12 protein-coding genes are annotated in these 12,557 nt (G+C 72.3%); 5 read left to right on the top strand and 7 right to left on the bottom strand.

Annotation, left to right across the window (positions count from 1 at the left end):
* Positions 1–206: 206 nt before the first annotated feature.
* From AB0F15_RS32345 to AB0F15_RS32330, 4 genes are read right to left on the bottom strand one after another with little or no spacing between them, the layout of a single operon-like run.
* On the bottom strand, positions 207–1,532 hold the full coding sequence (locus AB0F15_RS32345) for a DUF2079 domain-containing protein (RefSeq protein ID WP_360278670.1): 1,326 nt from the start codon (positions 1,530–1,532) through the stop codon (positions 207–209).
* Between the two features lie 56 nt (positions 1,533–1,588).
* Entirely contained in the window at positions 1,589–2,926 is a 1,338-nt protein-coding gene (locus tag AB0F15_RS32340; protein ID WP_360278667.1) for a HAMP domain-containing sensor histidine kinase, read from the bottom strand.
* Positions 2,927–2,942: 16 nt separating this feature from the next.
* Positions 2,943–3,518: a dihydrofolate reductase family protein gene (locus AB0F15_RS32335; protein WP_360278664.1), complete on the bottom strand. Its 576-nt coding sequence runs from the start codon at positions 3,516–3,518 to the stop codon at positions 2,943–2,945.
* A gap of 22 nt (positions 3,519–3,540) precedes the next feature.
* Positions 3,541–4,521: a small ribosomal subunit Rsm22 family protein gene (locus AB0F15_RS32330; RefSeq protein ID WP_360278662.1), complete on the bottom strand. Its 981-nt coding sequence runs from the start codon at positions 4,519–4,521 to the stop codon at positions 3,541–3,543.
* A gap of 166 nt (positions 4,522–4,687) precedes the next feature.
* Here AB0F15_RS32330 and AB0F15_RS32325 point away from each other — a divergent pair, with 166 nt between their 5' ends.
* The 3 genes from AB0F15_RS32325 to AB0F15_RS32315 are packed head-to-tail and all read left to right on the top strand — an operon-like array spanning position 4,688 to position 6,768.
* On the top strand, positions 4,688–5,113 hold the full coding sequence (locus tag AB0F15_RS32325) for a YciI family protein (protein ID WP_360278659.1): 426 nt from the start codon (positions 4,688–4,690) through the stop codon (positions 5,111–5,113).
* Complete coding sequence (locus tag AB0F15_RS32320) at positions 5,113–5,463, top strand: YciI family protein (protein ID WP_360278656.1); 351 nt, start codon at positions 5,113–5,115, stop codon at positions 5,461–5,463. The genes AB0F15_RS32325 and AB0F15_RS32320 overlap by 1 nt, the downstream gene beginning before the upstream one ends.
* A gap of 39 nt (positions 5,464–5,502) precedes the next feature.
* Entirely contained in the window at positions 5,503–6,768 is a 1,266-nt protein-coding gene (locus AB0F15_RS32315) for an RNA polymerase sigma factor (protein WP_360278653.1), read from the top strand.
* Here AB0F15_RS32315 and AB0F15_RS32310 read toward each other — a convergent pair.
* Genes AB0F15_RS32310 through AB0F15_RS32300 form a run of 3 tightly spaced genes read right to left on the bottom strand, consistent with a single transcriptional unit; the run spans position 6,765 to position 9,828 of the window.
* The gene (locus AB0F15_RS32310) at positions 6,765–7,319 is read right to left on the bottom strand and encodes an HD domain-containing protein (protein WP_360278651.1); all 555 of its coding nucleotides are present in this window, start codon (positions 7,317–7,319) and stop codon (positions 6,765–6,767) included. The genes AB0F15_RS32315 and AB0F15_RS32310 overlap by 4 nt on opposite strands.
* Positions 7,320–7,328: 9 nt before the next feature.
* Positions 7,329–9,017 carry a lactate permease LctP family transporter gene (locus tag AB0F15_RS32305; protein WP_360278648.1) on the bottom strand — a complete coding sequence of 563 codons (1,689 nt, stop codon included), beginning with the start codon at positions 9,015–9,017 and terminating at the stop codon, positions 7,329–7,331.
* Between the two features lie 28 nt (positions 9,018–9,045).
* The gene (locus AB0F15_RS32300; RefSeq protein WP_360278645.1) at positions 9,046–9,828 is read right to left on the bottom strand and encodes an IclR family transcriptional regulator; all 783 of its coding nucleotides are present in this window, start codon (positions 9,826–9,828) and stop codon (positions 9,046–9,048) included.
* A gap of 806 nt (positions 9,829–10,634) precedes the next feature.
* On the opposite strand from AB0F15_RS32300, the gene AB0F15_RS32295 reads away from it, so the two are divergent.
* Positions 10,635–11,828, top strand: a complete 1,194-nt coding sequence (locus tag AB0F15_RS32295; RefSeq protein ID WP_360278679.1) for a MurT ligase domain-containing protein — start codon at positions 10,635–10,637, stop codon at positions 11,826–11,828.
* Entirely contained in the window at positions 11,821–12,537 is a 717-nt protein-coding gene (locus AB0F15_RS32290) for a glutamine amidotransferase (RefSeq protein WP_360278642.1), read from the top strand. Before AB0F15_RS32295 ends, AB0F15_RS32290 begins: the two co-directional genes overlap by 8 nt.
* Positions 12,538–12,557 lie beyond the last annotated feature (20 nt).

Below are 12,557 nucleotides of genomic sequence, written 5' to 3'. Positions count from 1 at the left end.
ACAGGCCCCCGAGCGCCCCAATGTGGCCTTGGGTGCGTTGAACGCACCGAAGGCCACATTGGGGCGCTTGAGTCCGGCCCCTCCCGTCACTCGTTCGAGTGAAGCGGCGGACCGCGCGTCATTCCTGGGGCGGGGTTCCCTCTTCCTCGGTGCGGCGGTAACCGGCCGGCACGCCCCCCGACTGGCCGGTTACCGCTGCGAGTTCCCTACTCACGGTGGAGCAGCACGACGGAGTCCGTCCCGTCGACGCGCAGGTACCCCGTGCTCGCCAGGTCCGTCAGTGCCGCGGCCTTCGTCGCGAGCGTCGTCGGCCAGGACTGTTCCGGGTTCGCGACGACCACCCACTCCGGCCGCTCGCCGGTCACGCCGTCGAAGAACAGCACCGTGCACCGGGACGTCAGCCGCGGGGCCAGCCGGTTGGACGCCAGCACCGTCGCGCCGTCCGGGATCCGGGCCAGGACCGCGTCGATGCCGTCCCGCTGCGACGGCGTCCAGACGCCGCTGGTCAGGTGCGCCGCCTGCAGGCCGAGCGAACCCAGCCCGACGACCACCGCGCACACCGGCAGGGAGCGCTTGAACCCGCCGAACCGGCGGGCGCCGTGCACGCCGGCGATGACCACGATCGGCATCAGCACCGCGCTGTAGTGGTAGCCCATGCCCCAGTAGCGGTCGTTCGCCGAGACCAGACGCCACAGCAGCGTCGGCACGGCGAGGACGAGCAGCGGCGACCGCAGGGCCGCGAACGCCGTCGGGGCCAGCAGGGCCAGCAGCATCGAGACCTTGACGATCGCCCCGCCGAAGGGGTTGAAGCCGCCGCTGTGCGCGTACGCGCCGCCCGGGTTCAGCGCCGGCAGCACGACCAGGAACAGCAGCGCGGACGTGGCGACGCCGAAGACGAGCACCGTCCAGCCGAGCCGCCGCTGCCGGTTGAGCACCAGCACCACACCGACCGCGGCGAGGGTCAGCGGCAGGTCCTCCTTGACCAGCACCAGCGGCAGCGCGCACCAGACGGCGGCCCGCCACCGCCCGTGCAGCAGGTGCTCGGCGGTGAACGCCAGCATCGGGACGGCGAAGCAGACCTCGTGGAAGTCGAAGTTCACGGCGGACAGCAGCCCCCACGACAGCACGTACCCGGCACCCACGAGCGCGCCCCGGCGAGTGCCGAGCACCTGGATCGCGCAGCGCGTCACCGGCACCGCGGACAGCGCGAACAGCAGGGCCTGGGCGACCAGCAGGCACCCCGGTGACGGCCACAGCAGGTAGAACGGCGCCAGCAGGGCCAGTATCGGGTGGAAGTGGTCGCCGAGCGTCGGGTAGCCCGCGCCGAGCAGGTCCGACACCGGCCAGTGCCCGTGCGCGTAGGACCGCACCGCCTGCTCGAAGATCCCCAGGTCGAACCCGCTCGCATCGAAGGTCCGGAGCCGCTGCAGCGACCAGGCGGCGTACCCGGCGAAGGCGACCGCGGCGACGAGGTAGGGCACCGCGCGGGTTTCGCGCGTGCGCGCCGGAGCGGGTGCGAAGTCGATCAGCATGGCGAGATGCTCGTGCGGCCACGCTGAACCGAAGCTTAAGCAGCCTGAAGAACTCTTCAGGCAAGCGGCAAGCGAAGCTCCAGGCAGGCGCCGGACGTGCTGTCGGCGACGCGCAGCGTGCCGCCGTGCGTCCGCGCGATCTCCGCGGCGATCGCCAGGCCCAGGCCGGAGCCGCCGTCGTCCTCGCGTGCGCGGTCGTCGTCCAGGCGGACGAACCGGTCGAAGACGCGCTCACGCTGGCCGTCCGGGATGCCGGGACCGTCGTCCCGGACGGCCAGCACGGCGTGGCCGCCGGCCTCGGTGAGCGTGATCGTCACGCAGCCTTCGGCGTGCCGCTCGGCGTTGTCGACGAGGTTGCGCAGCACCCGCTCCAGCCGTCCCGCGTGCCCTCGGACCACCGGCTCGGCGTGGAGTTCCGTGCGCACTTCGACGCCGTCGCGGGGGAGCCGGGCGGCAACGTGCCCGGTGACGAGGTCCGCGAGCGCGATGCGGGCCGTCCCGGCCGGCTGGTCGGCGTCCAGCTTGCTGAGCAGCAGGAGATCCCCGGTCAGGCTCTCCATCCGCGAGACGTCCAGCACGGCGTTTTCGAAGCTGCGGCGCCAGTCGAGCCGGTCCGGGTGGGCGAGCTGAACCTCGAGCTGGGTGCGCATCGACGCCAGCGGCGTGCGCAGCTCGTGCGACGCGTCCGCGGTGAACTGGCTCTGCCGCTGCACCGACCGGTCGAGCCGCGCCAGCATCTCGTTCATCGTCACGGCGAGTTCGGTGATCTCGTCGCCGGAGTCGGGCACCGGCACCCGGCGGCCGAGGTCCCGCGCGCGGACCCCGTCGACCTCCGCGCGGATGGCCCCCACCGCGCGCAGCGACCGGCGGACGGCGAACCAGGCGACGGCCCCGATGAGCAGCGAAGCCGCGGGCACCGCGCCCCAGAGGATCTGCTCGGCATTGGCCACGGTCTCGAGGCCGACCGGGTCGAGCGCGGTCTGCGCCTGGACGAAGTACTTTCCGCCCTTGGTCCCGGTGACCGACTGGATGCCGCCGTCGATCGGGAACGGCATCCCCACCACGCAGCCGGGCGCCAGGACCCGCGCCTTCCCGACGACAGTCCCACCCTGGTCCAGGCGCTCCGGGCAGCCGCTGTCTTCCCCCTTGCCGAGGCTGATCTGGTAGCCGCCGTAGTTCAGCTGCCCGGCCACTTCGGTGGGCGACACGCCGGCCTCGAGCAGGCCCGCGATGGCGGCGACCTTTTCGTTGGCGACCCGCACCGCGGCGAGGTCCAGACCGCTGCGCAGCGACCGCACGAACCAGGACGACCCGAGCCCGAGCACGACGGCCGAGGCGAGGGCGGCGAAGAGGGCGACCCGCCACCGGGTCGACCGGGGCAGGATCCGGGCCATGCCCAGAAGATATGCCTCAGCGCGGTACGCGGAACGTCAGGTGCGTCGCGTTCGGCGTCTCCACCACCGCGGTGCGCTCCAGCTTCACGTGCTCGCCGGCTTCGGCGTCGAACAGCCGGACCCCGGCGCCGAACAGCAGCGGCACCACGTGCAGGCGCAGTTCGTCGACCAGCCCGGCCAGCAGGTACTGCCGCAGGGTCGTGCCGCCGCCCATCAGGACGACGTTGTCCTGGCCCGCCGCGGCTTTCGCCTGCCGCAGCGCGCTTTCCGGGCCGTCGGTGACGAAGGTGAACGTCGTCGGGCCCTTGACGACCGGTTCGTGCGGCCGGTTCGTCACGACGAAGACCGGCTTCTTGAACGTGCCGTCCTCACCCCAGGGGTCGACGCCGACGTCGAACATCGTGCGGCCGACCACGAACGCTCCCGTGCCGTCGAACAGCTTCGCCGCGATCTCGCTGTCGGCGTCGGTGCCTTCGAACAGCCACTCGTGCAGCAGGTCGCCACCCCGGCCGAGCCGGTGTTCGGTGCTGGTCCCCGGGCCGGCGACGATGCCGTCCGCCGACATGCTGATCTCCGCGATGACCTTCCCCATGGGCCGCCACCCTGCCACGGGGTCAGACGGAAGACCAGCCGTCACCCCACTCGGCGTCGCGGGCCGCGCGGTACCGCGGGCCCTGCTTCTTCGAAACGGCGGTACCCGGCTTCAGGCCGTCCGCCGTGCACAGGTCGAGCGCGACCCAGCCCTTGTGCTTCTTCGGGTGCCGGATGATCCGCGCGTCCGGACGCTCCGGCGTGCTCCGCGTCGCGACGACGTACGCGAACTTCTCGTCTTCGAACCCGAGCGTGGCCGCCTTCAGCCGCCGGTGCAGTCCCGAGCGCGGGAGCCGTGCGGCGAAGTGGCACCAGTCCTTGCCGGGCACGATCGGGCACGCGGCGTCGTGCGGGCACGGCGCCACCACGTGCAGGCCGAGCTCGATCAGCTGGGCCCGCGCGGCGCGGATCCGCTCGTACCCCGCCGGCGTGCCCGGCTCGACCAGGGCGACCGCCCCGGCCTTCGCCGCCAGCCAGCGCACGACGTCGGCGCGCGTTCCCTCCGGCAGTTCCCCGAGCACGTAGGACAGCGTGACGAGATCCGCGTCCGGGGCAGGCGCGGCCGGGTCGGCGAACCCCCGCCGCCACTCCGTGTCCCGGACCGCCGGGCGCCCGGCACCCGCCGCGAGCCGCTTGCCGAGGCCGATCGCGCCGGCGACCTGCTCCAGCACCGCGCACTTCGCCAGCGAAGGCCAGACGGCCGCGGCGGCCCACACCGCGGCGCCGGTCCCGCCACCGACATCGATCTGCGTACGCGGTGCGAAGCCGGGAGCGCGTGAAGCGGCTTCGGTGAGTACAGCGTGTACAGCGGCGTACGTCGCCGGCATGCGATAGCCCGCGTACGCGGCGACGTCGGCTTCGGAGCTCAGGATGGGCGAAGTCGCTGCGTCGCCTTGGCGGTAGCGCGTGCTGAGCCGGTCGACGGCCTGCGCCAGCCGGGCCACCGGGTGCTTGGCCAGCTCGTCGTCGAGCGCGGAGGAGAGGTCGTCGGGGAGTACCGCCACGACGGCAGATTAGCCGGGGCCCGGTTTGCCAGGGCCGCCGCGGTGAGATGTCTCGGGGATCGGCCCTGAGCTGCTAGTTTTCCGGCTCGAAAAGTTTTCGGCGGAGGCTGTCGATCCGGCACCCGGCCGTTCGACGCGTAGGCAAAGCGAACGAAGGGAGACCGTTGTGCGGTTCATGGTGATCGTCAAGTCGAACGAGGAGTCCGAGGCGGGCGAGGGCCCCAGCGCCGAGCTGCTGGAGCAGATGACGAAGTTCAACGAAGAGATGGTCAAGGCCGGCATCCTGCTCGCCGGCGAAGGCCTCACGCCGAGCTCGCAGGGCGCGCGGGTCGTCTTCTCCGGCACCGAAGAGCCCAAGGTCGTCGACGGCCCGTTCGCCGAGACCAAGGAGCTCGTCGGCGGCTTCTGGATCCTGCAGTGCCGCGACCGCGAAGAGTGCGTCGAGTGGGTCAAGCGGATGCCCAACCCCGACGGCCAGGCCGGCGAGGTCGAGATCCGGCGCGTCGCCGAGGCGGCCGACTTCGAGAACATGACGCCCGAAGTCGAGGCGCTCGAGGGGCGGCTTCGCGCGCAGAGCGCCCGGGAGGCGTGATGCGGTTCGTGGTGATGGTCAAGGCCACCCCCGAGTCCGACGCCCCCGGGTTCCAGCCCGGCGCCGAAGAGCTGGCCGAGATGGCGCAGTTCAACGACCGGCTGTTCGCCGAGGGCCGCGTCGTGCTCGCCGAGGGCCTGACGTCGAGCGCGGAGGGCGTGCGCGTCGTCTTCGAAGGCGACGCCGAGCCGAAGGTCATCGACGGGCCCTTCGCGGAGACGAAGGAGCTGGTCGCCGGGTTCTGGGTGCTCGAAGGCGAGTCGCTCGAGGAGGTCGTCGAGCTGATGAAGCAGGCGCCCAACCCGGAGGCGAAGGGCGGAGTGATGGAGATTCGCCCGATCAGCGGGTAGTGGGTTGCACCGCGGGAGATCACCCTGTCTGATGGCCGGGTGACGGTTGCGGACACCCGGAGCACGGTCGAGGCGGTCTGGCGGATCGAATCGCCGCGGCTCATCGCGGGCCTGGCCCGGATGGCTCGCGGCGACGTCGGCCTCGCCGAGGAGCTGGCGCAGGACGCCTTGGTCGCGGCGCTGGAGCAGTGGCCGGAGTCCGGCGTGCCCCGCAACCCCGGCGCGTGGCTGATGACCATCGCCAAGCGCCGTGCGGTCGACCAGTTCCGCCGCAACGAGCGGTACGCGGAGAAGCTCGAAGAAGTGGGGCGCGGCCAGCGGCTCGGCGAAGGCGTCCTGCCCGACTTCGACGCCGCGCTCGACGACCACATCGAAGACGACGTCCTCCGCCTGCTGTTCGTCGCCTGCCACCCGGTGCTGAACACGCAGGCGCGGGTCGCGCTGACGCTGCGGATGCTCGGCGGCCTGACCACCGACGAGATCGCGCGCGCCTTCCTGGTCCGCGAAGCCACGATCGCCCAGCGGATCGTGCGGGCGAAGAAGGCTCTCGCCGCGGCGAAGGTGCCCTTCGAAGTACCCGAGGGCGACGAGCGGGTGGCCCGGCTGTCGTCCGTGCTCGAGGTCGTCTACCTGGTCTTCAACGAGGGGTATTCGGCCACCCGCGGCGACGACTGGATGCGGCCGGCGCTCTGCGAGGAGGCGATGCGGCTCGGCCGCGTGCTCGCCGGGCTGATGCCGGACGAGTCGGAGGTCCACGGCCTGGTCGCGCTGATGGAGCTCCAGGCGTCCCGGGCGAAGGCCCGCACCGGCCCGGACGGCGAGCTCGTGCTGCTGCTGGACCAGGACCGCTCGCGCTGGGACCGGCTGCTGATCCAGCACGGCCTCGCGGCGCTGACCCTGTCCGAGCAGATCGCCGACGGCGCGTATGGCCCGTACTCCGCGCAGGCGGCGATCGCGGCCTGCCACGCGCGGGCGCGGACGGCCGAGGAGACGGACTGGACGCGGATCGCGGCGCTCTACGAAGGCCTCGGCAAGCTGCAGCCGTCCCCGGTGATCGAGCTCAACCGCGGTGTCGCGGTGGCGATGGCGTACGGGCCCGAGGAGGGGCTGGCGATCGTCGACGCCGTCGCCACGGAACCGGCGTTGAAGGACTACCACCTGCTGCCGAGCGTCCGCGGCGACCTCCTGCAGAAACTGGGCCGGTTCGCGGAGGCCGAGCAGGAGTTCCGGCGGGCGGCGGAGATGACGGAGAACGCCCGCGAGCGCGCCCTGCTGCTGGGCAGGGCGACGGCGGTGAGCGGCTAACGGTCCCGCCAGGCGAGCGGCGACAGCGTCAACGCCGCTTCGGCGATCTTCCGCGCGGTCTCCGTCCGGAGGCCCTGCCGAGCCGACTCGATCCACTCGCCGACCGGCCGCACCCCGATGTCCCGGTATTCCAACGCCTGCAGCAGCATCTCCAGCTTGTCCGCGTCCTTCGCGCACAGCGCTTCCGCCGACTCGCGGGTCTCGTACTCGTCGACCGCCGCCCGGACCAGCGCACGGGACCGCTCGGGCAGCGAAGCCGTCTGGTCGGCGGTGATCTCCCGCGGCTCCGGCTTGCGCAGGTAGCCGGAGGCAGTCAGCGGCAGGTCGCCCGTGCGCGTCTCCTGCGTGTCGTGCCACAGCGCGAGGAACGCCGCCCGCTCCGGTGCGGCGCCCTCCTCCACCGCGATCAACGCCGCGAGCTGGGCCGCGCGCAGGCTGTGCTCGCCGACCGATTCCGGGTCGCGGACCCCCGCGTGCCACCACCCCGACCGCCGGACGCGCTTGAGCAGGCCCAGCTCGTAGCCGAAGGACGCGAGACCGTCTGCACTCATCCGCCCAGCCTAGGGCGACGGGATCATCGCCGTCAGGATTGTCGCCTGGAGCAGGGAAATCACGCCGACCACGGCAGTCAGCAGCAGCGACCACAGGAACGTCTGCCGCAGCAGCGAGCCCTCCTTGCCGCTCTGCCCGATCGCCGTCGCGCCGATCGACAGGTTCTGCGGCGAGATCATCTTGCCCATCACGCCGCCCGAGGTGTTCGTCGCGCCCGCCAGGATCGGGTTCAGGTTCAGCTGCTGCGCCGAGATCACCTGCATCGGGCCGAACAGACTGTTCGTCGACGCGTCCGAACCGGTCAGGAACACACCCAGCCAGCCGATGTACGCCGAGAACAGCGGGAAGGCCGCGCCGGTCGTCGCCAGGGCCAGGCCCAGCGTCTGCGTCGCGCCCGAGTAGTTCATCACGAACGCGATGGCCAGGATCGTGAAGATCGTCGCCAGCGCCCAGCGCATCTGGAACAGCGTGCTGCGGTACGTCCTGAGCAGCAGACCGGGCCGCGCGCCCATCGCGAACCCCGCGAGCACCGCCGCGATCAGGGCGACCGTGCCCGGCGAGAACAGGAAGTCGACGGTCAGCGTCGCCGCGTACGGCGCGTTCTTCGCCGTGATCGGCGGGTGCTGCACGACGTGGTTGTGCAGTCCCGGCCACGCGAAGATCCAGTCGGCCTTGTGCAGCAGCTTGGTCAGGTCGAGCCAGCCGGGGAGGTGCTTGAAGATCGTGCCGATCCGCGACAGGAAGATCGCCAGGATCAGGACGAGGTAGGGCATCCACGCGTACAGCGCGCCGCGCTCGGCCTGGGCGGCGCCGAGGCTCTTGACCACGGCGGCTTCCTCGCCGTCGAAGCGCCACACCGCCGCGGGCTGCCAGAACCGCGTCAGGATCCACAGCGCGGCCATCGCGGTGAGCGCCGCGAGGACGTCGACGAGGCTGGCGCTGATGTAGTTGGAGGCGACGAACTGCATGGCCGCGAACGCGAGCCCGGCGGTCAGCACCGCCGGCCACACTTCGAGCATGCGCTTCCAGCCGGCCAGGACCACGACCAGGAACGCCGGGATGATCAACGCCAGCACCGGGACCTGACGCCCGACCGCCGCCGAGAACAGCTCGGTCGCCTGGTCCTGCTTGAGGTGCATGATCGGCGCGGTCAGCCTGCCGAGCACGATCAGCGGGTTGCCCAGCCCGCCGAACGCCACCGGGGCGGTGTTCGCCAGCAGGGCCAGCACGACGGCCTTCACCGGCGGGAACCCGAGCGCGGCCATCATCGCCGCCGTGATCGCGATCGGCGACCCACCGCCCGCGACGCCTTCGAGCAGCGCGCCGAAGCCGAACGCGATGAGCAGCGCCTGCAGCCGCCGGTCCTCGCTGAACCCGGCGAGCACCCGCTTGATCGCGTCGAACCGGCCGGTGGCGACCGTGACGTTGTGGAAGTACACGGCGTGGAAGGCGATCCAGGCCACCGACCACACGCCGAACACGACACCCATCGCCGCCGAGCCGAACGCCAGCGCGGCCGGCATGCGGTACAGCAGCAGGGCGACGCCGAGGGCGGTGACCAGCGCGAGAGCCGCCGAAAGGTGCGCGGAGAAGCGGATCACCCCGAGCGAACCGAGCAGTACGATGATCGGGAGCGCGGCGAGCAGCGCGGAAAGCCACAGCCCGCCGGCCGGCTGGTAGTCCTGGATCCAGGTCACGGTCGGCTCCTTCGCCGGGATCGGGTGATCAGGCCGGCCGGCTCCGGACGTAGCCGAGCCGCAGGGAGAGCGCGGCGGCGGTCCCGGCAACGGAGGCGCCGAGTTCGTCGAGGCGGCGCAGCACCCGCGGGGCAGGCCCGGCGATGCTGATGGCGGCGATCGGCCGTCCCGAGTGGTCGCGGACGGCAGCGGCGACGCAGCCGACGTCCGGCTCGTTCTCGACCTCGTCGACCGCCCAGCCCCGGCGGCTGGTCTTCGCGAGCTCGTCGAGCAGCCGGTGCGGGTCGTTGATCGTCCTGATGGTCAGGGAATCCAGCTTCATCCGGCGGACGCGCTCGAGCCGGTCGGCCTCGGGCAGCGCGGCGAGCCACGCCTTCCCGAGCGACGTCGCGTGCTGCGGCCGCCGCGTGCCGAGCCGGCAGGCGAGGGTGACGGCGCCGGCACTGCGTTCGGTGGCGACGTAGACCATGGTGTCGTTGTCCGGCACGGCGAGGTAGGTGGTCTCCCCGGACCGTTCCGCGAGCGAGGCGAGGTACCGCGGCGCACACCGGTGCAGATCGGTCGCGGCCATCGCGCGGGCGCCGAGTTCGACGAGCCGCGTCCCCAGCCGCACCCGGCCGGTGACCTGGTCGGCTTCCAGATAGTCGAGGTTCTTCAGGGTGCCGACGATGCGGTAGGCGGCGCTGCGGGAAAGCCCCAGTTGCCGCGCGATCGCATTGGTGGAAATCTCCTGGTGCCGGCCCACGTGCTCCAGCACAGCGAGCCCGCGTTCGAGAGTTCCGCTCTGGTCCAGCCCGCGCTCCGGTCCCACGTTGCCCTCCGTTGGACGTTTTCCCGCTCAGCGATACGCCTTTCCGCTGGCTGGGTTTGGACGGTAACACCTCCGATGTATGGGGGGAAGATCTTGGAATGACTCACAACAACGCGAGTAGTTGTGGGCGCTAATTGGTTCAACATCCGATGGTTAAGTTTCCTACCTATGGCGGTTGCGCAGCGGCTACCGGCTGCGTTCGACAAGTTCGACGTGCGGGCTCGTTCATATCCGTGAATGCGCGCGCGAGTTGTCAACAGGGTTGGCGCAATGTGGATAAACCGGCTCCGGGCAACGCTCTTTCGCCGTTCTCGTCGGTTCGCGTCGATACGCTGGACCAGGGGGGCGCCCCCGCGGGCGAGTGACGATCGGCGTCGGCTCGTCCGGCGCTTCCCCCGCGAACGGCCTCGGGTGCGCGGGGGAGCGGGCTTGCCCACGTTGCCATGCGCGGGGCCCCGCCCGGGTCGCACCGCGAGCCGTCTTGGCCCGCCTGCGGGTGGTCAGCGGCCTGGGGGTACTCAGCGGCCGCTGGGCCCCGGGCGAATCGCCGAGCTGCTCCAGGGCGATTATCGCTTGAACCTCGTCGAAAGCTGGCCGCCCCGGCGCGCCCCGCTCCTGCAGTCCGCGTACGCAGCGATCACCGTCCGCCGCAGCGCGCCGAACGGGAGTGAACGGCTCTGCGACGCGTCACCCGGCAAGGTCGTCACGCTGGGGAGACCCACGCCACGGACTCAGGAAACTCACAGCGCCCGGCGGGCACCATCCAGCCGGTGTCCGTCCGAAGCCCCCTCCGCACCCGCGCCTCCGTGGCCGCCGGGCGGCTGACCGCCTGGCTCTCCCGCAGCTCGGGGCTCGGCGGCGGTGGCATGATCGGGGGCCGCGTCACGCTGGCGCTCGATCCGCTCGCCCTGCGCCGCCTCGGCCGGGAACGCACCGTCGTGCTCGTCACCGGTACCAACGGCAAGACCACGACGTCGCTGATGCTCGCCCGCGCGCTCGAAACGCTGGCCGAGGTCGCCGCCAACAGCGACGGCGCCAACATGCCCGATGGCATCCTCGCCGCGCTGACCGCCCGGCCCGACGCGCCCTACGCGGTCCTCGAGGTGGACGAGACCTACCTGCCCTGGGTGGCCGACCAGGTCCGGCCCGCGGTCTTGGTCCTGCTCAACCTGAGCCGCGACCAGCTGGACCGCGTCGGCGAGGTCCGCGCCACCGAACGCGATCTGCGGGCCGCCATCGAAAAGCTGCCCGGCACCGTCGTCGTCGCGAACTGCGACGACGTCCTGGTGACGTCCGCGGCGAGTGCGGCCGCGAAGGCGGTGTGGGTGAGCACCGGCCACCGCTGGACCGGCGACTCCACGGCGTGCCCGCGGTGCGATGGCCGCGTCGAAACCCGGGAGCGGCACTGGGGCTGCGAGTGCGGGCTCGCCCGGCCGGAACCCGGCTGGACGCTCGACGGCGAGCTCGTCCGGACGCCCGGCGGCCGCGAGGTCGACCTCGACCTGCGGCTGCCCGGCGAGGTGAACCGGGCGAACGCCGCGCTCGCGCTCGCCGCGGCGCACCGGCTCGGCGTGCCGCCGCACACCGCCGCGGCGCGGCTGCGGACCATCACCGACATCGGCGGCCGCTACCGGACGATCCGCCGGTCGCGGCACTCCGTGCGGGTGATGCTGGCGAAGAACCCGGCCGGCTGGGTGGAAACGCTGCGCGTGCTGGACGAGGACACCCCGGTCGTCGTCGCGGTCAACGCCCAGGAGGCCGACGGCCGGGACCTGTCCTGGCTGTGGGACGTGCACTTCGAACGGCTCCGCGGGCGCCAGGTGGTCGTCACCGGCGAGCGCGGCGCCGACCTCTCCGTGCGGCTCTGCTACGCCGAAGTCGCGCACTGGGCCGAGCCGGACCCGGTCGCCGCGATCGACGCGCTGCCGCCCGGCGCCGTCGAGCTGGTCGCCAACTACACCGCGTTCCGCGAGCTGGTGGGCAGGCTGCCCGGTGGGTGACTCGACCGTCTACATCGGACTGCTGCTGCCGGAGGTGCTGGGCACCTACGGCGATACGGGCAACGCCCAGGTGCTCGCCAAGCGGCTGCAGTGGCGCGGGCTCGACGCCGAAGTGGTCCCCGTCGGCCTCGGCGACCCGGTCCCGTCCACTTTGGATCTCTACCTGCTCGGCGGGGGCGAGGACGGCGCGCAGGTGCTGGCCGCCGCGCACCTGCGGAAGTACCCCGGCCTGCGGCGGGCGGTCGCCGCAGGCGCGGTGGTGTTCGGCGTGTGCGCCGGCCTGCAGGTGCTCGGCCTCCGCTTCCGCGGCCTCGACGGCGTCGACCACGACGGGCTCGGCCTGCTCGACGTCACCACCGAACCCGGCGGACGGCGCGCGGTCGCCGAACTGGTCGCGACGTCGTCCCGGCTCCTGGACGGGGAAGCCTTGACGGGGTTCGAGAACCACCTGGGCGTCAGCAAGCTCGGCGCCGACAGCGAGCCGCTCGGGCGGGTCGTGCGCGGCACCGGAAACGGCGACGGCACCGAGGGTGCGGTGACCGATCGCGTCGTGGGCACCTACCTGCACGGCCCGGCGCTCGCCCGCAACCCCGCGCTGGCCGATCTGCTGCTGGCCTGGACGGTCGGGTACCCGCTCGGCCCGTTGGGCCTCGGCGAGGTCGAGCGCCTGCGCGGCGAGCGGCTCGCCGTCCCGCGCCGCCGCCGGTGAACCGTGGCCCGGCCCCGTCC

The sequence above is a fragment of the Amycolatopsis sp. NPDC026612 genome, from assembly GCF_040638285.1.
Lineage (GTDB): Bacteria > Actinomycetota > Actinomycetes > Mycobacteriales > Pseudonocardiaceae > Amycolatopsis.
Note: the sequence above shows the minus strand (reverse complement) of the source record. Positions and strands in the feature narration are given on the sequence as shown.

Bases quoted from the DNA above. Each gene is read 5' to 3' on its own strand.
- AB0F15_RS32320 (WP_360278656.1), top strand. From the start codon at position 5,113: ATGCGGTTCGTGGTGATGGTCAAGGCCACCCCCGAGTCCGACGCCCCC.
- AB0F15_RS32335 (WP_360278664.1), bottom strand. From the start codon at position 3,518: ATGGGGAAGGTCATCGCGGAGATCAGCATGTCGGCGGACGGCATCGTC.
- AB0F15_RS32340 (WP_360278667.1), bottom strand. From the start codon at position 2,926: ATGGCCCGGATCCTGCCCCGGTCGACCCGGTGGCGGGTCGCCCTCTTC.
- AB0F15_RS32345 (WP_360278670.1), bottom strand. From the start codon at position 1,532: ATGCTGATCGACTTCGCACCCGCTCCGGCGCGCACGCGCGAAACCCGC.
- AB0F15_RS32310 (WP_360278651.1), bottom strand. From the start codon at position 7,319: ATGAGTGCAGACGGTCTCGCGTCCTTCGGCTACGAGCTGGGCCTGCTC.